Annotated in this window: 17 protein-coding genes; 8 read left to right on the forward strand and 9 right to left on the reverse strand. The window is 64.0% G+C overall.

Translation table 11 applies throughout. The features are described from left to right. Nucleotides 1-31 precede the first annotated feature (31 nt). Entirely contained in the window at nt 32-733 is a 702-nt protein-coding gene (locus ACFPFW_RS09360; RefSeq protein WP_114955861.1) for a DnaJ domain-containing protein, read from the forward strand. A 32-nt stretch (nt 734-765) separates the two neighbouring features. Here the strand turns inward: ACFPFW_RS09360 and ACFPFW_RS09365 are convergent, their stop codons facing one another. Then, nucleotides 766-2,535, reverse strand: coding sequence for a serine hydrolase (locus tag ACFPFW_RS09365; RefSeq protein ID WP_114955860.1), 1,770 nt, complete (start codon nt 2,533-2,535; stop codon nt 766-768). Nucleotides 2,536-2,846: 311 nt separating this feature from the next. On the opposite strand from ACFPFW_RS09365, the gene clpS reads away from it, so the two are divergent. The 4 genes from clpS to ampC all read left to right on the forward strand — a co-directional run bounded on the left by clpS (nt 2,847) and on the right by ampC (nt 7,950). Then, nucleotides 2,847-3,209, forward strand: a complete 363-nt coding sequence (gene clpS, locus ACFPFW_RS09370) for an ATP-dependent Clp protease adapter ClpS (RefSeq protein ID WP_114955859.1) — start codon at nt 2,847-2,849, stop codon at nt 3,207-3,209. A 7-nt stretch (nt 3,210-3,216) separates the two neighbouring features. Continuing rightward, on the forward strand, nt 3,217-5,643 hold the full coding sequence (gene clpA / locus ACFPFW_RS09375; protein ID WP_114955858.1) for an ATP-dependent Clp protease ATP-binding subunit ClpA: 2,427 nt from the start codon (nt 3,217-3,219) through the stop codon (nt 5,641-5,643). 176 nt (nt 5,644-5,819) lie between these two features. Further along, entirely contained in the window at nt 5,820-6,644 is an 825-nt protein-coding gene (locus ACFPFW_RS09380; protein ID WP_114955857.1) for a hypothetical protein, read from the forward strand. 142 nt (nt 6,645-6,786) lie between these two features. Next, nucleotides 6,787-7,950 carry a class C beta-lactamase gene (gene ampC / locus ACFPFW_RS09385; RefSeq protein ID WP_379771451.1) on the forward strand — a complete coding sequence of 388 codons (1,164 nt, stop codon included), beginning with the start codon at nt 6,787-6,789 and terminating at the stop codon, nt 7,948-7,950. Between the two features lie 25 nt (nt 7,951-7,975). On the opposite strand, the gene ACFPFW_RS09390 is transcribed toward ampC, so the two are convergent. The 4 genes from ACFPFW_RS09390 to ACFPFW_RS09405 form a co-directional block, all read right to left on the reverse strand. Next, entirely contained in the window at nt 7,976-8,401 is a 426-nt protein-coding gene (locus ACFPFW_RS09390) for an HIT family protein (protein ID WP_114955946.1), read from the reverse strand. Between the two features lie 14 nt (nt 8,402-8,415). Further along, complete coding sequence (locus ACFPFW_RS09395) at nt 8,416-9,654, reverse strand: GNAT family N-acetyltransferase (RefSeq protein ID WP_379770419.1); 1,239 nt, start codon at nt 9,652-9,654, stop codon at nt 8,416-8,418. A 61-nt stretch (nt 9,655-9,715) separates the two neighbouring features. Continuing rightward, nucleotides 9,716-10,477: a glycerophosphodiester phosphodiesterase family protein gene (locus ACFPFW_RS09400; protein WP_114955855.1), complete on the reverse strand. Its 762-nt coding sequence runs from the start codon at nt 10,475-10,477 to the stop codon at nt 9,716-9,718. After that, the gene (locus ACFPFW_RS09405) at nt 10,474-10,941 is read right to left on the reverse strand and encodes a RidA family protein (protein WP_114955854.1); all 468 of its coding nucleotides are present in this window, start codon (nt 10,939-10,941) and stop codon (nt 10,474-10,476) included. The genes ACFPFW_RS09400 and ACFPFW_RS09405 overlap by 4 nt, the downstream gene beginning before the upstream one ends. 165 nt (nt 10,942-11,106) lie before the next feature. Here ACFPFW_RS09405 and ACFPFW_RS09410 point away from each other — a divergent pair, with 165 nt between their 5' ends. Further along, a complete protein-coding gene (locus tag ACFPFW_RS09410; protein ID WP_162799592.1) occupies nt 11,107-11,991 on the forward strand; it encodes an EipB family protein in 885 nt (294 codons plus the stop codon). Between the two features lie 144 nt (nt 11,992-12,135). Here the strand turns inward: ACFPFW_RS09410 and ACFPFW_RS09415 are convergent, their stop codons facing one another. Together ACFPFW_RS09415 and ACFPFW_RS09420 are read right to left on the reverse strand one after the other, a co-directional pair. Further along, a complete protein-coding gene (locus ACFPFW_RS09415) occupies nt 12,136-13,398 on the reverse strand; it encodes a DNA polymerase IV (RefSeq protein ID WP_114955852.1) in 1,263 nt (420 codons plus the stop codon). Beyond that, a complete protein-coding gene (locus ACFPFW_RS09420; protein WP_114955944.1) occupies nt 13,398-13,682 on the reverse strand; it encodes a DUF3572 domain-containing protein in 285 nt (94 codons plus the stop codon). The genes ACFPFW_RS09415 and ACFPFW_RS09420 overlap by 1 nt, the downstream gene beginning before the upstream one ends. A 121-nt stretch (nt 13,683-13,803) precedes the next feature. Between ACFPFW_RS09420 and ACFPFW_RS09425 the strand changes: the two genes are divergently transcribed. Together ACFPFW_RS09425 and ACFPFW_RS09430 are read left to right on the forward strand one after the other, a co-directional pair. Further along, on the forward strand, nt 13,804-14,169 hold the full coding sequence (locus ACFPFW_RS09425; protein WP_114955851.1) for a response regulator: 366 nt from the start codon (nt 13,804-13,806) through the stop codon (nt 14,167-14,169). Nucleotides 14,170-14,190: 21 nt separating this feature from the next. Further along, nucleotides 14,191-15,561 carry a PleD family two-component system response regulator gene (locus tag ACFPFW_RS09430; RefSeq protein WP_114955850.1) on the forward strand — a complete coding sequence of 457 codons (1,371 nt, stop codon included), beginning with the start codon at nt 14,191-14,193 and terminating at the stop codon, nt 15,559-15,561. A 338-nt stretch (nt 15,562-15,899) separates the two neighbouring features. Here the strand turns inward: ACFPFW_RS09430 and rpmG are convergent, their stop codons facing one another. Both rpmG and ACFPFW_RS09440 read right to left on the reverse strand, forming a co-directional pair. After that, complete coding sequence (rpmG, locus tag ACFPFW_RS09435; RefSeq protein ID WP_114955849.1) at nt 15,900-16,067, reverse strand: 50S ribosomal protein L33; 168 nt, start codon at nt 16,065-16,067, stop codon at nt 15,900-15,902. Between the two features lie 78 nt (nt 16,068-16,145). Next, a complete protein-coding gene (locus ACFPFW_RS09440; RefSeq protein WP_114955848.1) occupies nt 16,146-17,342 on the reverse strand; it encodes an MFS transporter in 1,197 nt (398 codons plus the stop codon). Between the last annotated feature and the right edge of the window lie 10 nt (nt 17,343-17,352).

Genomic DNA, 17,352 nt, shown 5'->3' on the forward strand with positions numbered 1-17,352 from the left:
TGCTTTCGAGGAAAGGTTTGAGATCGCCGTGATGCTGACCGTCCTTGTCGGGCTTGCTGTGATAGCCCTCGTTCTCTGGTCGGCGAAGAACTCGATCGATCACAGCCCCGGTTCCCGGAAACATCTGTTCCTGCTCGGCGGGGCGGTGTTCGCGCTCCTGCTCGGCGGCCTTCTCGCGCTGACGGGAAAGACGATCTACGGCCTGCCGCTGCTGTTCATCGGCGCGACGGTGCTGGCGAAGACGAAGAATCCGGGCTTCAGGCTGTCGTTGAAGAACGGCTCGATCGTCCGCCGTCGCACGGCGATGCTGGCAATGGCGATCGACAAAACGAGCGGGGCGATGCGCGGCTCGGTCCTGACCGGCCGTTACGCCCACAAGAATCTGGATGCCCTGTCGGAATACGAACTCGTCGACCTTGCGCGCGAGGTCTCGGCCCGGGACCAGGCCGGTTTCGCTTTACTCGAAGCTTATCTGGACGGCCGGGTGCCCGGTTGGAGAGTACACCTGCAGGGCGACGCGCATCCGGGGGGCGGACACGCGGCGGGCCAGGGCGCGATGACCGAGGATGAGGCGTACCAGATCCTGGGGCTTGATCCGGGGGCTGGAGCGGCCGAAATCAGCGCCGCGCACCGGGCGCTGATGAAGAAACTGCATCCCGACCAGGGAGGGTCGACCTATCTGGCGAGCAGGGTCAACCAGGCCAAGGACGTCCTCTTCCGCACTCAACGCTGAACTTTCGGCGGTCGGCTGCATGGTTCTTCTCGTCAGTTCTTGATCGTGAAGCAGGAGAGCGCTGATTTCTTCAGCGCCTTACAGGCGGCGTCGGCGGTTTTCTCGCTGAAGCCGGCATAGCGGGCGCGATAGAGCGTCTGTTCGCCCTTCGCGACGGTTTCGGTGAACGCCTCGGCGCGGCCGTCGACCTTGTGCACCGTCGGCGCGGCGCGATCGATCAGGGCCTTGGCCTGGGCGGCGTCCGGAGTGGCGCCGATCTGGATGATCCAGCCGGAGCGGGCGACGGAGTTGGACGAGGCGGCGGCGGTAGCTTGCGAAGGCGTGGCGGCCTCGATCGCCTGGCTGGCGAGCGCCATCTGGTTCGGATGGGCCGGCGCCGGGAACATGCTGGCTTCGATCGGAGCAGCGGTGGCGACGCGGACAGGCGGCGGAGAAGAGGCCGAGGCGCGAATGGTTTCGCGGCGGACAGGAGCGGAACCCGGCGTGGTGCCGCCGGCATATGCCGTTGCGACCGAGCCGGTCTGCTTCGGCTGAGCGCCTACGACCCAGCGCATGCCGTCATCCGACGAGCCGGGCGTCGTGGTTGCGACGGCGGTGGCCATCGCGATGCGGCGCGATACGGCGTCCGAAGATATGGTCGCGGGATCGGGCACTTCGGCCGACGCAGCGAGGTCCACAGGCTCGGCGGCAACGGGTGCGGGAGCCGCAGGCGAGGTGGTGTTTGCAGCCGCGGCGACGACGGCCGGACGGACCTGTGGGACGAGCGGGCGCGGCATCGGCGTCAGGACGGCGGTGCTCGGCATCGGCGGGGCGATGCGGGCGGGAGCAGCGACGGGAGTCGGAATGGCCTTGGCGACAGCTTCCGGGACTTGAGCCTCCGCGATGGCCGGTGCGGTGCGGCCTGTCGCGGCCTTCGGCAGGTTCTGGGCAACGAGCTGGCGCATGGCCGCGTCACGCGAGGCGCCGGAACGGCCGCCGAGGACGGTGGCGACGATGCGGCGGCCGCCGTCATTGGCCGAGGTCAGGAGATTGAAGCCCGAGGCGCGGACATAGCCGGTCTTGATGCCGTCGACGCCCTTCACCGAGCCGACGAGGCGATTATGGCTGCCGATCGTGCGGCCCTTCCAGACGAAGCTCTTCGTCGAGAAATAGCGGAACTGGCGCGGATAACGGTCCTGGATGGCGCGGCCGAGGACGACGAGGTCGCGCGCCGTCGTGATCTGGCCGTCATTCGGCAGACCCGAGGCGTTGCGATAGACGGTGCGCGACATTCCCAGTGCACGGGCCTTCTGCGTCATGCGCGCGGCGAAGGCGGACTCGGAACCGGAAATATTTTCAGCAATGGCGACGGCGACGTCGTTCGCCGACTTCGTCACCAGTGCCTTGATGGCGTCCTCGACGCGGATCGTCTCGCCGGGCAGCAGGCCGAGCTTCGACGGCGCCTGGCGCGATGCCTCGGCAGAAACCTTGAGCGGGGTATCGAGGGTCATCGAGCCGCGCTCGAGTTCCTCGAAGAGGATGTAGAGCGTCATGACCTTGGTCAGCGAAGCCGGGTGACGGAGCTCGTCGGGGCTGTCGGCGAACAGGACCTTGCCACTGTTGGCGTCTACCACGAGGGCCGCATAGGGAGGATTGTAGCCGCCACCGCCGCCCTTGGAGCGCTTGGCCTTGCGGGAAGCCTCTTTCTTCTGGGCAGGCTTCTTCGCGGCGTCGGCAGGCTCGCTCGCGAAAGCGAACAGGAGAGCCGAAGCCAGCACCGAGAGAACGATCTTCGAGCGGAAGAAGGACACGCCACGCACCATCAAAACCCTCTTATCCGGCCCTGCCCATGGACCGGTTGAAGCACCCCCAGCGCGACGGCTCCCGTAGCCACCGCACACAAAGGAGGATGGCTGGGTTGCGGTTACGGAGGGGTTAAGCGGAATGATTAATTCCGACGAAGAATCTCTCTCCGGGACAGGCCGCTCAAGAGTTCCTACCCGTCGTTATCCGACGGGTAGTGCTCATACGCTCTGGCGAAGCGGCGGGGGCAGTCTTAGATTATGCGGCGAGAGCGTTCCACAGGACTTAGGTTCAGAGGGACAGGGGAATCCACGTAGGCTGCGGATTGGACATGACCGACTACAGGGCCAACTGGATGGCCGGGCCCGCAAAGCGGGACGACGACGGTAACGGGTCAGGGGCAGGAACCGCCGTTATCCCCAAGACGCGCTCGAAGACCAAAAAACCGAGCATGTACCGCGTTCTACTGCTGAACGACGACTACACGCCGATGGAATTCGTGATCCACGTCCTAGAGCGTTTTTTCAATAAGGACCGCGAAGCGGCCACAAGGGTGATGTTGCACGTGCACCACAACGGTGTCGGTGAGTGCGGCATTTTCACCTATGAAGTTGCTGAAACAAAAGTGACGCAGGTCATGGACTTTGCGCGCCGGCACCAGCACCCTTTGCAATGCGTCATGGAAAAGAAGTGAGGCCGAGTTGCCGACTTTCTCACATAGCCTAGAGCAGACTCTCCATCGCGCGCTGGCGCTCGCCAACGAGCGCAGCCACGAGTATGCCACCCTCGAACACCTGCTCCTGTCGCTGATCGACGACAGCGATGCGGTCGCGGTGATGCGCGCCTGCAATGTCGATATCGACCAGCTGAAGCGGAATCTCGCCGAATATGTCGACGCGGAACTCGACAACCTGGTGACCGACGGCCACGAGGATTCGAAGCCGACGGCCGGCTTCCAGCGCGTCATCCAGCGCGCCGTGATCCATGTCCAGTCGTCCGGCCGCGAAGAAGTGACCGGGGCCAACGTGCTCGTCGCGATCTTCGCCGAGCGCGAGAGCCACGCCGCGTATTTCCTGCAGGAGCAGGACATGACGCGCTACGACGCGGTCAACTATATCAGCCACGGCATCGCCAAGCGGCCCGGTTCGGGCGACGCGCGGCCGAAGACCGGCAATGACGAGGAGCAGTCGACCGGCAGCGACGACGGCGGCAAGAAGAAGGCCGACGCACTCGACGCCTACACGGTCAACCTCAACAAGAAGGCGCGCGACGGCAAGATCGATCCGCTGATCGGCCGCGACACCGAGATCCAGCGGACGATCCAGATTCTCTGCCGCCGGCAGAAGAACAATCCGCTGTTCGTCGGCGATCCCGGCGTCGGCAAGACCGCCATCGCCGAAGGCCTGGCGCGGCGGATCGTGCGCGGCGAGGTGCCGGACGTGCTGGACGACGCCGTCGTCTTCTCGCTCGACATGGGCGCGCTACTTGCTGGCACCCGCTATCGCGGCGACTTCGAGGAGCGTCTGAAGCAGGTCGTGAAGGAGCTGGAGAACACCCCCGGCGCGATCCTGTTCATCGACGAGATCCACACCGTGATCGGTGCGGGCGCGACCTCGGGCGGCGCCATGGACGCCTCGAACCTGCTGAAGCCGGCGCTGGCCAATGGCTCGCTCCGCTGCATGGGCTCGACGACGTACAAGGAATATCGCCAGCATTTCGAGAAGGACCGCGCTCTGGTGCGGCGCTTCCAGAAGATCGACGTGGCCGAACCGACCATCCCGGATGCGATCGAGATCCTGAAGGGCCTGAAGCCCTATTACGAGAGCTTCCACCGCATCCGCTACACCAACGAGGCGATCAAGGCCGCCGTGGAGCTGTCGGCACGCTACATCCATGACCGCAAGCTGCCGGACAAGGCGATCGACGTGATCGACGAGACCGGTGCCTCGCAGATGCTGCTGCCGGAGAGCAAGCGGAAGAAGACCATCGGCCTGAAGGAGATCGAGGCGGCCGTCGCATCGATCGCCCGCATCCCGCCGAAGTCGGTGTCGAAGGACGACGCCGAGGTGCTCCGCAGCCTGACGGCGAACCTGAAGCGGGTCGTCTACGGCCAGGACAAGGCAATCGACGCCCTGTCCTCGGCGATCAAGCTCGCCCGCGCCGGCTTGCGCGATGTCGAGAAGCCGATCGGCTCGTACCTGTTCTCGGGTCCGACCGGCGTCGGCAAGACCGAGGTCGCAAAGCAGCTCGCCGATATCCTCGGCGTGCAGATGCTCAGGTTCGACATGTCGGAATACATGGAGCGCCACACCGTCTCGCGGCTGATCGGCGCGCCTCCCGGCTATGTCGGCTTCGACCAGGGTGGCCTGCTGACCGACGGTGTCGACCAGCATCCCCATTGCGTGCTCCTGCTCGACGAGATCGAGAAGGCGCATCCGGACCTGTTCAACATCCTTCTGCAGGTCATGGATCACGGCAAGCTGACCGATCACAACGGCAAGACGGTCGATTTCCGCAACGTCATCCTGATCATGACGACGAATGCGGGCGCGTCCGATATGGCCCGGCCGCCGATCGGGTTTGGCCGCACGAAGCGCGAGGGCGAGGATACGGAAGCGGTGAACCGGCTGTTCGCGCCGGAATTCCGCAACCGGATCGACGCCATCGTCGCCTTCTCCGGCCTGCCGCCGGAGGTGGTGCAGCGGGTTGTCGACAAGTTCGTCCTCCAGCTCGAGGCCCAGCTCGCCGACCGCAACGTCACGATCGAGCTCTCCGACGAGGCGCGCACCTGGCTGGCCGAGAAGGGCTATGACCCGGCGATGGGCGCGCGGCCGCTTGCCCGCCTCATCCAGGAGACGATCAAGAAGCCGCTCGCGGAGGAGGTTCTGTTCGGCAAGCTGCAGCACGGCGGCGCCGTGAAGGTGGTGCTGGAAGCGGACGGCAAGGACTCGAAGCTCGGCTTCGAATTTCCCGAAGGCCGCATCGAGCCGAAGCCGGAGAAGATCGTCACGGAGCCGCGCGTCGCCAAGCCGAAGCCAAAGCCCAGGCCTAAGCCCGCCGCGCGGGCGAAGAAGGGCTCGGTCCCGAGCGTGAAGCGGTCGCTGCCGAAGGTGGTGACCGAGGAATAAGCGAAAGGCCGCTCTTCGGAGCGGCCTTTTCGTTCGTATAGAGAGCACACGCGCAGCTCGACGAGGTGAAGCGGGTCTAGTCGTTGTTTGTCGATCTCCCAGGCCCCGGACAAACAGTATTGCTCGACTCTCGGTTGAGCTGTTGCTTTGATCTGACGTCTTCAGAGGAGGCGGCTATGCAGGAATTGTCCAACTCTGCCTTGCATCGAATGCTGGATGCGATTGCAAGCGGTCGGCCGAACGATGTGTCCCCCGCTGATGTTCGCGCATCGCTTGAAGAAGTTGGTATCCGTTCTCTGGATGATCTTTCGGAGCGCCTGCTCGAACGTGTGAGGAGGTCCGGGGGCGATTTGCGCCAACCCGCGCCGATTGATCTTAGATCTCTGCGCCGTCCGCCTTTGGACGGGTTAGAGGCTTCTCTTGAGCATGCGGTGCCGCAGATTCCCTTTCGTTGGAGCGGGAAGCTGCACGAGCCATCAGAGATACGTCGCTTCGATGGCAAGGCTATCGCGTATGTGCCGTCGGCTGGGCCGGATGGTAGTGTCCAGCTGGATATCGTTGACGATATCCAGGCGGTGAGAAGCTGGATCGAGGCGAGGACCGTTAGTGGCTTAATCCATTCGTTCCGGAATGGATCAGATGACTCAACGCGTTCAATCCCAGCGCATTATCCTCGGAGTATTCAGGTGGGCGAGCATGAGCTCACTGGTGTAATAGGTCCCGAAGACCCTGCGGGCTTGTGGGTAGGAGAGACACTCACGTTAGAGCCGGGGCGCGCGTATTTCGATTTGACCGATGTCTACCTGAGCTGGCCGTGGTCGACATGGAATGACAAGATTTCATTCATTGGCATATCGCGTAGCTATTGCCAGTTCTGGGATCACATAAACTTTCAGGGCGACTGCTTGCTCGCCGGGGCTCATGTGGGTGGCAATTGGCTTCCTTTCCTATCGCAGGTTGGTTGGAACGACCGTATATCGTCGTTCGCGAATGCGGGTTGATCTGGGATCAGTTAAAGCCGACGGCGAAGTTACCGCCCCATCGCTGCCCTGATCCTAGACCGGCCGTGCATTGGCCTCGCTTCTCGGATATGGCGTTGCGCCGCAACGCCATTCTGATGAAAGAGGAAGCGAATTGGCTGCTATCGCACGGGCGGTCACGCCATTTATCCTAGCCATTGCCTCCTGCCTGCCCTCGACCCCGATCCGGGCTGCCGACAGTCCCGGCGTAATCACGGCAGCCGTCGAGCGCGCCTTCCGTCCGCTTCTGAAGGAATATGATGTGCCCGGAATCGCCGTGGCCGTGACGGTCGACGGCCGGCGATATTTCTTCAGCTACGGAGTCGCCTCGAAAGAGAAGAACGTGCCCGTGACGAAGGATACGCTCTTCGAGATCGGCTCCGTCAGCAAGACATTCACCGCCACTCTGGCTTCCTACGCTCAGGCGCTCGGCAAGGTTTCGCTCGACGATCGTCCTGGGAAGTATATGCCGCAATTACGCGAGAGCGCCCTGGATGAGGCCAGCTTGCTCAATCTCGGAACCTATACCTCGGGCGGGCTGCCACTGCAGTTCCCCAACTCCGTCACGAATGGGGCCGAGATGGCGACCTATTTCCAGCAATGGAGACCGTCCGTCAGTCCGGGCGCGCAGCGGCAGTATTCCAACCCCAGCATCGGTCTGCTCGGACATGTCACCGGCCTGGCGATGAACGGCGGATTCGCCGACCTGATCGAAACCGACCTGTTCCCCAAGCTCGGCCTCGGCCACAGCTACATCCGCGTACCCGAAGCGGAGATGGCGAATTATGCCTGGGGCTACAACAAGGCGAACAAGCCGATACGGGTGAGCCCCGGCGTCTTTGATGCGGAGGCTTACGGCATCAAGTCCACGGTCACAGACATGATCCGTTTCGTCGAGGCCAATATCCGGCCGGAGACTCTCGATGCGCCGATAAGGATCGCCGTCGAAGGCACGCATATCGGCTATTTCAGGGTCGGCGAGATGGTGCAGGGGCTCGGCTGGGAGCAGTACCCTTATCCGGTCGCATTGGACCGCTTATTGGCCGGCAACTCTCTCACGATGGCCATGGAGCCCAACGCGGCGATGCGGCTCAACCCGCCGCAGACTCCGTCCGCGCCGACTTTGTTCAACAAGACCGGCTCCACGAACGGATTCGGCGCCTATGTCGCTTTCGTGCCTGAGAAAAAGATCGGCATCGTGATGCTGGCGAACAGGAATTTCCCGATTCCGGCCCGCATCACCGCGGCGCATGCCGTGCTCGAGCAAATGGCCGCGGAGGCGCCATAATCCCGGGGACTTGGCACGACGGATATCACCGTCCCAGCGCCGCCCTGATCCGGGCGGCGTTTGCCTCCAGAATCTCCTGCTTCTCGAACTCGCCCGTATGCGGACGCAGCGGCTGGCCGGCGTGGCGGGGGAGGACGTGGAAGTGGAGGTGGAAGACGACCTGTCCGCCTGCTTCCTCGTTGAACTGCTGGATGGTCAGGCCATCGGCATTCATCGCGCTGCGGACCGCGCGGCTGACCATCTGGACCACGCCCATGACGTAGCCCAGGTCTTCCGGCGCGACGTCGAAGATGTTGCGGGCCGGGTTCTTCGGGACGACGAGGACATGGCCGTCGGCGCGGGGCATGACGTCCATGAAAGCGAGTGCCCGGTCGTCCTCATAGACCTTGTAGGATGGCACTTCGCCCGAGAGGATCTTGGCGAAAACGTTGTTGGGATCGTAAGCGGGCATCATTCCTCCGAAGGTCATTCTTGTTGGGCCGTAGCGGCCTTAAATGGCGTTTCTTCGTCCAAATCTTCCTGGGCGGCGAGTATTTCGCGCCTTTCGCGCTTCAGATAGTCCTCGACGGCGCGCGACAGGCCCGGATGGGCGAAGGCGTGGGCGGAAAAGGTGAGGGCTGGGCGGTAGCCGCGGGCGAGCTTGTGGCCGCCCTGTGCGCCGGCCTCGACGCGCTTGAGGCCGTTGGCCAGGGCGAAGTCGATCGCCTGATAATAGCAAACCTCGAAATGCAGGAAGGGGTGCTCCTCGATCGAACCCCAATAGCGGCCGTAAAGCGTATCGCCGCCGATGAAATTCAGCGCGCCGGCGACCGGCTTTCCGCAGCGATAGGCGAAGACGAGGAGGATGCGGTCGGCCATGGTCTGGCCGACCATGCTGAAGAAGGAACGGGTGAGGTAGGGCGTGCCCCATTTGCGGGAGCCGGTGTCCTGATAGAACTGCCAGAACGCGTCCCAATGGGCCTCGGTGATGTCCTTGCCGGTGATCCAGCGGATGTCGAGCTCGCCGCCGGCCAGCGCATCGCGCCGCTCGCGTTTCAGCACCTTGCGCCTGCGGGAAGCGAGCGAGGCGAGGAAGTCGTCGAAGCTGGCGAAGCCCTCGTTCTCCCAGTGGAACTGGATGTCGGTGCGCGGCAGGAAGCCGAGTCCGGCTTTCACGACGGCGCGCTGCTCTTCCTCGGTCATGAAGGTGATGTGCACCGAGGAGGCTTCGATCTGGCGCATCAGCCCGGCCATGCCCTGCGCGAGCGCGACGCGTGCCTGTTCCGCGTCCGGGCCCGGGCGGACGAGGAAGCGGCGGCCGGTCGCGGGCGTGAACGGCACTGCGGCCTGAAGCTTGGGATAGTAGTCGCCGCCCGCACGCTCATAGGCGTCGGCGAAGCCGTGATCGAAGACGTATTCGCCCTGGCTGTGGGTTTTCGCATACATCGGCGCGACGCCGATTAGCTCGCCCTTCGCGTTCTCCACCGCGAGGTGGGCGGCGGTCCAGCCGGTCTCGCGGACGGCCGATTTCGACTGTTCCAGCGCGAGCAGGAATTCGTGCGAGGTGAACGGGTTATAGACCGGAACTTCACATGCCGAATCAACCGCGCCGGTCGGGAATTCCAGCGGGTTGGCGCAGGCGTTCCAGGCCAGCGGCTCGATGGCGGTCATCGAGGGCATGAGATTGACGCGGAATTTCTCGCGCGTCGTGGCGGCGTCGGACATCGCACCAATCTAGTGACGTCAGCGCCGACGCCAAGCGGCACGGCGTCTCAGCCTTTCTAAACTAAGGAATGAAGCCTTCGAAGATCATCTGGTCGGCGTAGAGGACCGCGCGTGCCTGGTCCTGCGGGGTGCGGACCGTCCAGGTCATGACCGGCACGTCGGCCACCTTGCGGAAGAAGCTGATAGCCGGGCTCGGCAGGTCACGGACGCCGAAGGAGATGAAATGCGGTCGCGTCATCGGCCAATGCAGCAGGTTGCGGGCGGCGAATCGGCGAGCGGCCGACATGGTCTGCCAGTCCGGATCGTTGCCGCTGAAGGCGCAGGCGACGACGCCGCGCGGAACCTTGGGTGCGGCGCGGCGGAATTCGGCGACCATGCGCGGGTCGAAGCTCTTCGCGGCGCAAGGGCCTTTATATGCCGAGAGCAGTTCGGCGGTGCGGCGGGCGAGCGCCTTGCTGTCGCTGTTCGGCGCCGACTTCATCTCTATGACGAAAGGCGCGCGGCCGCCGACGAGGGCGAGGAGATCGGCGAGCCGCCAGATGCGGTCCATGCAAGCGCTGTCCAGCAGCGGAATCTGGCAGAGATCGGCGGCGGTCCGGCCAGCGACCGGACCCTTCCCGGATGTCAGCCGGTCGAGGGTGTGGTCGTGAAAGACGACGGCCTCGCCGTCCGCAGTCACCTGGACGTCGACCTCGAAGCCATAACCGGCCTCGACCGCGCGGCGGACCGCGTCGGCCGAGTTCTCGATGACGCCCGAGGCGCGGTCATGCAGGCCGCGATGAGCTATCGGATGCGCGAAGAGCCGGTCGAGCGCGCTCGTCATGCGATCTCGAAGATCGCCTCGACTTCCACCGATGCGCCGAAGGGAAGGGCTGCGACGCCGACCGCCGACCGGGCATGGCGGCCGCGGTCTCCGAGCGCTTCGACGAAAAAGTCGGACGCGCCGTTGACGATCTTCGGCTGCTCGGTGAACGACGGCGCCGAGGCGACGAAGCCGACCACCTTCACGAGACGCACGACGCGGTCGAGATCGCCGCCGAGCGCGGTCTTGGCCTGGGCCAGGACATTGATGGCGCAGAGCTTGGCGGCTTCCTTCGCGGCGTCCGCGTCGGTGCCCGCGCCGAGTTGGCCCGTCACGCTGGGCTTGCCGTCGACCATCGGCAACTGGCCTGAGATGAAGAGCTGGTTGCCGGTGATGACGGCCGGAACATAGTTGGCGACGGGCGGCGTCGGAGTGGGAAGCGTGATGCCGAGTTCGGCGAGGCGTGCGTCTGTCTGTCCAGCCATGATGGGTCTCCGGAAATCACGCCGGTCATCGCCGAGAACAGAGCCGACCGCAAGACGGAACCGCCGGTCACGAGCAGTGTTCCACCTTAAGACCGGTTGGCGCCTACGCATTGCCCGGGCGCGATGGGCCGTTTATCGTCCCGACCGATCTTTGGGGAGGGCTGTATGCCCCGTTTGTACGGAGTCCGGCTTGCAGGCTCTGCTGGCCGCGTGCTCGCGGCGGCAGTCGCCCTCGCTTGCTCGGCGAATGCGCTGGATGCCGCGCCGATCATTCCGCCCGACGTGCTGGCGCCGCATCGCGCGATCTATGACCTGTCGCTGCTCGAAAGCCGCGACCGCTCGGGCGTGAAGCAGGCGAGCGGGCGGCTGGTCTATGAGTTCACGCGGACAGGCTGCCACTCGTTCACGCTGAACTACCGGCAGGTATTGTCGGTCGCCGGCGGCGATGAAGGAAAAGGGGGCGTGATCGATTTCCGCTCCTCGACTGTCGAGGACGACGAGGCGAAGACGTTCTCGTTCACTTCGACCAGCCAGGTCGCCGGAGGGCCGGCGACCAAGATGGGCGGTCTGGCCGAGCGACTGACCGACGGCTCGATTCGCGTGACCATCCAGGACCCCGCGCCCAGAGAAGTGTCGCTGCCGGCCTCGGTCCTGTTTCCGACCCAGCATCTGCGGCGGATTCTCGCGGCCGCCCGCAACGACGATTTCTCGCTCCAGGCCGATGTCTATGACGGCGGTGAGCCCGGCGACGCGGCGAGCCCCTCGCTGACAATGATCGGCGCCGTCCAGCAGCCTGGAGAGACCAACCCGGACGCACTCACCGCGCCTGCCGGCCTCGACAAGCTGCCGCGTTGGCCGATCTCGGTGAGTTATTTCGACCAGAAGCCGTCGACCGAAGGTGAGCAGACGCCGAAGTTCATCTTCGCGGCCGAAGTCTACGAGAACGGGATTTCGCGGGCGCTGCGGCTCGACTACGGGACGTTCGTCGTCGCCGGGAAGCTTGTTGGACTGGAGAAGCTGGCGGCAGACGACTGCCCGGTGAAGCACTGATTGTTTCCCTCTCCCGTTTACGAGAGAGGTCGACTCGCGAAGCGAGCGGGTGAGGGCATGATGGCAGCAATGAGCATCGTGCTTGCCTTCACCCCGGAGCGCTGACGCGCTCTGGACCCTCTCCCGCTTCGCAGGAGAGGGAAATCAACGCTTGAACACAATCCCGCGTTTGACGGCGTCGGCCCCGAACTTCCCCTTCAGCTTGTCGACCGCGGCTTCCGCCGCGATGCGGCGTTTCAGGTTCGGGTCGAGGAGGCTCGGCGGGTCGGCTTCGGCGATGGGGCAGAGCTCCTCGACGCCGATGCCGATGAGGCGGAAGCGCTCACCTCTGGCTTCGTTCTTCAGGAGTTCCCGGCCGGTCTCGAAAATGCGGCCGGCAAGGCGAGTCGGACTGTCGAGTGTGCGGGTGCGCGTGCGGCTTTTGAAGTCCGGGCTTTTCAGCTTCAGAGTGATGCGCGAGCCGGCGAACTCGGACGCCTTGAGGCGGGTTGCGACGCGTTCCGACAACGTCCAGAGGATCGCCTCGAGCTGTTCGCGGTCCGAGATGTCTTCGTTGAACGTGGTCTCGGCGCTGACGCTCTTCGTTTCCCGCTCGGGCTTCACCCGGCGATTGTCTTCGCCATGGGCCAAGTTCCAGAGCGACAGGCCGTAGGCACCGTACAGCTCCCCGATCTCCCGCGGAGTGAAACGCCTGACGTCGCCGACTGTGCGGATGCCCTTCTTCTCCATGCGGATGCGCGCGGCCGGGCCGATGCCGGGGATGATGGTAATCGGCTTGTCGTGAAGGAAGTCCCGGGCATCGGCCCGTCCGATGATGGCGAAGCCGCGCGGCTTTTCGAGGTCGGACGCGATCTTGGCGAGGAACTTGTTCGGCGCGAGACCAACTGAAACCGTGATGCCGAGTTCTTCCTCGACGCGGCGTGCGAAGCGGGCGAGGACACGGGCAGGCGGCATTCCGTGCACCCGTTCGGTGCCGGCCAAATCGAGGAAGGCCTCGTCGATCGAGACTGGTTCCACAAGGGGCGTCAGCTCGCGCATCAGCGCGCGGACCTCGCGGCCGACGGCGGAATATTTGGCGTGGTTCGGCTTCACCACCACGGCTTCGGGACAGAGCTTCAGCGCTTTGAACATCGGCATTGCCGAGTGGACGCCGTTGATGCGCGCGATGTAGCAGGCGGTCGAGACGACACCGCGCTTGGCTCCGCCGACGATGACGGGCTTATCGCGGATGTCCGGATTGTCGCGCTTCTCGATAGTCGCGAAGAAGGCGTCGCAATCGATGTGCGAGACCGTGAGCTGGTTGATCTCGGCGTGACGGGCGAGGCGAGGGCTGCCGCAGGCCGTGCAGCGGGGTCCATCACCGGCTTCGGTAAGGCAATCGCGGCAGAAGCCCGGCGCGGCGGCCATCAGTGCTGGGTCGGACCCGCGAGGGTCGTTTTGGCTTCGGCGACCATGTCCGGCCGGATGCCGGCTTCGGCTGTGAAGGCGATCAGCAGGCCCTCGTCGGCGAGCACGTAATCGAGCACGCCGATCAAGAAATTCGGGTCGCGCGCGGCGTCTCGAATTTTCGATGGATCGAGGCCCGACAGGGCGAGGAAACGGCCCAGCCGTTCCATATCCTGGGCCAGGAAAACCAGAGCCGAAACAGCGAGATCGCTCGCGGTGCCGTGATCGATAGCCCTTTGTTTCATTGATCCCATTTGTCCTTCGTCAAGGATTAGATGCTAGTATTTTCATCAACACGAAGGAATTTCCGACTTCTCCGAACTGGATGAGTCATGATGGCTCTTCGGGCAGGGAGTGTGTGAGTCGATGGCGAAAACCATCCTCATCGTGGAGGACAACGAGCTCAATATGAAGCTCTTCAACGACCTCCTCGAAGCAAATGGCTACAAGACCGTCCAGAGTCGCAACGGCATAGAGGCGGTCGCGCTCGCGCGCCAGCACCGGCCGGACCTGATCCTGATGGATATCCAGCTTCCGGAAGTCTCCGGGCTGGAAGTAACGAAATGGCTGAAGCAGGACGAAGACCTGCGCGCCATTCCGGTGATCGCCATCACCGCTTTCGCGATGAAGGGCGATGAAGAGCGTATCCGTGAGGGTGGCTGCGAGGCCTATCTCTCCAAGCCGATCTCGGTGACGAAATTCATTGAGACCGTGCGCCATTTCCTGGCCTGATCCAGAAGAGAGAAGAGCCTAATGCCTGCCCGCGTCCTGGTGGTTGACGATGTCCTGGCGAATGTCAGGCTGCTGGAGGCGCGACTGACCGCGGAATATTTCGAGGTCATCACCGCGATGAACGGGCATGAGGCGCTTGACGCCTGCGTCCGGTCTCAGTGCGACATCGTCCTGCTCGACGTGATGATGCCCGGCATGGACGGCTTCGAGGTCTGTCGCCGGCTCAAGGAAGACCCGGCGACGCATCACATCCCGATCGTCATCCTGACCGCGCTCGACCAGCCGGCCGACCGCGTGCGCGGCCTGGAAGCCGGCGCCGACGATTTCCTCACCAAGCCTGTCTCGGACGTCGCCCTGTTTGCCCGTGTTCGCAGCCTGACCCGGCTGAAGATGATGACGGACGAGCTGCGCATGCGCGCGGTGTCCGGTCATCAGGTCGGCATGGGCGCAGTGTCGATAGAGACGATCCTCGACAACGGGCTGAACGGCAAAATCCTGGTCGTCGACGACCGCGCGGCCTCCTACGAGCGCATCCAGACGGCCCTGCGGGACACCCATAAGGTCGAAATCGAGACTTCACCGCAGGAGGCTCTGTTCCGGGCGTCGGAGGCCGATTACGACCTGATGATCGTGAGCCTCGGCTTCGACGAGTTCGATGCGCTACGTCTCTGCAGCCAGGTCCGTTCGCTGGAGCGTACACGCAACCTGCCGCTGCTGATCGTCTCCGAGCCTGAGGAGACCGCGCGAGTGCTGCGCGGACTGGATCTCGGTGTGAACGATTATCTGGTTCGGCCCCTCGACAAGAACGAGATCGTGGCGCGAGTGGCGACGCAGGTCCGCCGCAAGCGCTATGCCGACCGCCTGCGCATGAACGTGCTGCAGAGCATGGAACTGGCGCTGACCGATCCGCTGACCGGGCTCCACAATCGCCGCTATATGGAAACCCATATCGAGACGCTGCTGGAGCAGGCGGCGAGCCGCGAGAAGCCGCTCGGCGTGGTCATGGTCGACATCGATTTCTTCAAGCCGATCAACGACAATTACGGCCACGACGCCGGCGACGAAGTGCTGCGTGAATTCGCGGTGCGCGTCAGGGCGAGCGTGCGTGGCATCGATCTCGCCTGCCGGTTCGGCGGCGAGGAATTCGTGATCGTGATGCCGGATACCGATCTGGCGACCGCGCAGATGGTCGGCGAGCGGCTTCGCAAGAAGATCGCCTCGACGCCGTTCTCCATCAATCACGGCCAGAACCAGCTCGACGTGACGATTTCCGTCGGCATCGCGATGCGCGAGAATGGGGACACGGGAGATACCGTGCTGAAGCGCGCAGATCAGGCGCTTTATCGCGCGAAGCGCAGCGGTAGAAACCGGGTGGAATGCGACGCGGCCTGAGAAAGGCGAGCGTTGGTAACCACGAAAAGTAAGATTAAATTTTTAGGTTTATTTCACGGACCTGAGGTCCTCGCGCTGATTCACATTGCGCGTAGTGAGACGGACTATAGGTTGTGAACCAGACGCGCCAAACGACCTACAGTCGGGCGGCCAACGTTGGTTTCACGATCCAGGTCCGCCGCATCTCCTGTGTCGTGAAGCCGGTCGGCGGGGACGGTCTTGTGGCCTCAAACAAGAGGCCGTCCCCGTCCGGCCACAGCGACGATTCCATTGGGTCAAAACAAAAGGGCCGGTGCTCAGCACCGGCCCTTTTTGATTTTTGCGCTATCGCGCCGAGATCACTTGATCTTGGCTTCGCGGAACTCGACGTGCTTGCGAGCCACGGGATCGTACTTCTTCTGCACGAGCTTCTCGGTCATCGTGCGAGCGTTCTTCTTGGTGACGTAGAAGAAACCCGTGTCAGCCGAGCTCACGAGCTTGATCTTCACCATCGCGGCCTTGGCCATCGGGGTAACCTTTTTCAATCGCGCGCGATGCGCGCAGGGAAATTGGAAGGGCGCAACCTACTCATCGCGCCGGACAAGTCAAGGATTCTCGCCGACGGCCTCCGGGTCGATCGTATCCGCGCGTCGTTTCGTCAGCCGCATGGCGACGATCACAACATAGAGCGCGAACAGGAGCGCGATGGTGATCGGCAGACCGTGCGGATTCCAGAGATCGAGACCGACGCCCATCAGGGGCGGGCCGGCAAGAATGCCGAGGCTGTAGAGCATGATGAAAGTGGCGTTGGCGCCGGCGAGCTGGGCGCCGCGGAACTGTGCGCCGAGATGCGCCAGACCGACGGTGTAGAGGCCGGCGACCAGGCCACCCCAGATCGCGACGATCGGGAACAGTATCTCCGTGCGATGGGCGACGAAGGGCATGAGGGATGCGCCGATCAGGCCGATAATGCCAAGGATCAGCAGCAGCTTGCGGCGGTCGACCTTGTCGCTGATCAGGCCGAGCGGGATCTGCACCAGCACGTTGCCGAGCGCGAGGATCGAGACGAGGAGTGCCGCCGCGACGTCGCCATAGCCCATGCGGAGGCCGTAGAGCGGCAGGAAGCTCATGCCGCCGGTCTCGACCGCGCCGAAGACGAAAGCGGCCGCAATGGCCGACGGAGCGGCCAGAAGATAGACCATGATGTTGCTGTGGCCGGCGCCTTCGATCTTCGGTGCGAGGCCATGCGCGAAGGCGACCGGGATCGCACCGCCGATGAAGAGCGCGGCGCCGATGGCGTAGGGCAGGATCGACGAGCGGTCGACCATCGCCAGCACGGTCGGGCCGGCGGCGAAGCCGAGCGACAGCACGGTCGCGTAGATGCCCATGACCAGGCCGCGCGATTTTTCCGGTGCGGCGGCGTTGATCCAGAATTCCGACAGGACGAACAGGACCGCCAGCGAGGCGCCCATCAGGAAGCGCAGCGGGAACCAGAGCCAGAGCGGTTTCGCGTACCAGAAGCCGATGAAGCTCGCAGCGCCGAGAACCAGCGCGAAGATCAACAGACCGCGCACACCGAGCCTGGCGGCGGCCTGTGGGATGAACGGCGCGACGACGATCGTGGCGATGCCAGCCATTGCGGTATTGATGCCGATCATCGTGCCCGACACGCCGCGCGCTTCCAGCGCGAAGGCGAGCAGCGGCACGGACAGGCTGAGGCCGATGCCGACGACGGCCACGCACGCGATCGCAGCCGCGATGGCCTGCACCTGCCGGCGCCTGTCGTTCTCGAACACACTCATCTGGAGAAAC

The organism is Flaviflagellibacter deserti (assembly GCF_042652085.1).
Classification (GTDB): Bacteria; Pseudomonadota; Alphaproteobacteria; order Rhizobiales; family Methylopilaceae; genus Flaviflagellibacter; species Flaviflagellibacter deserti.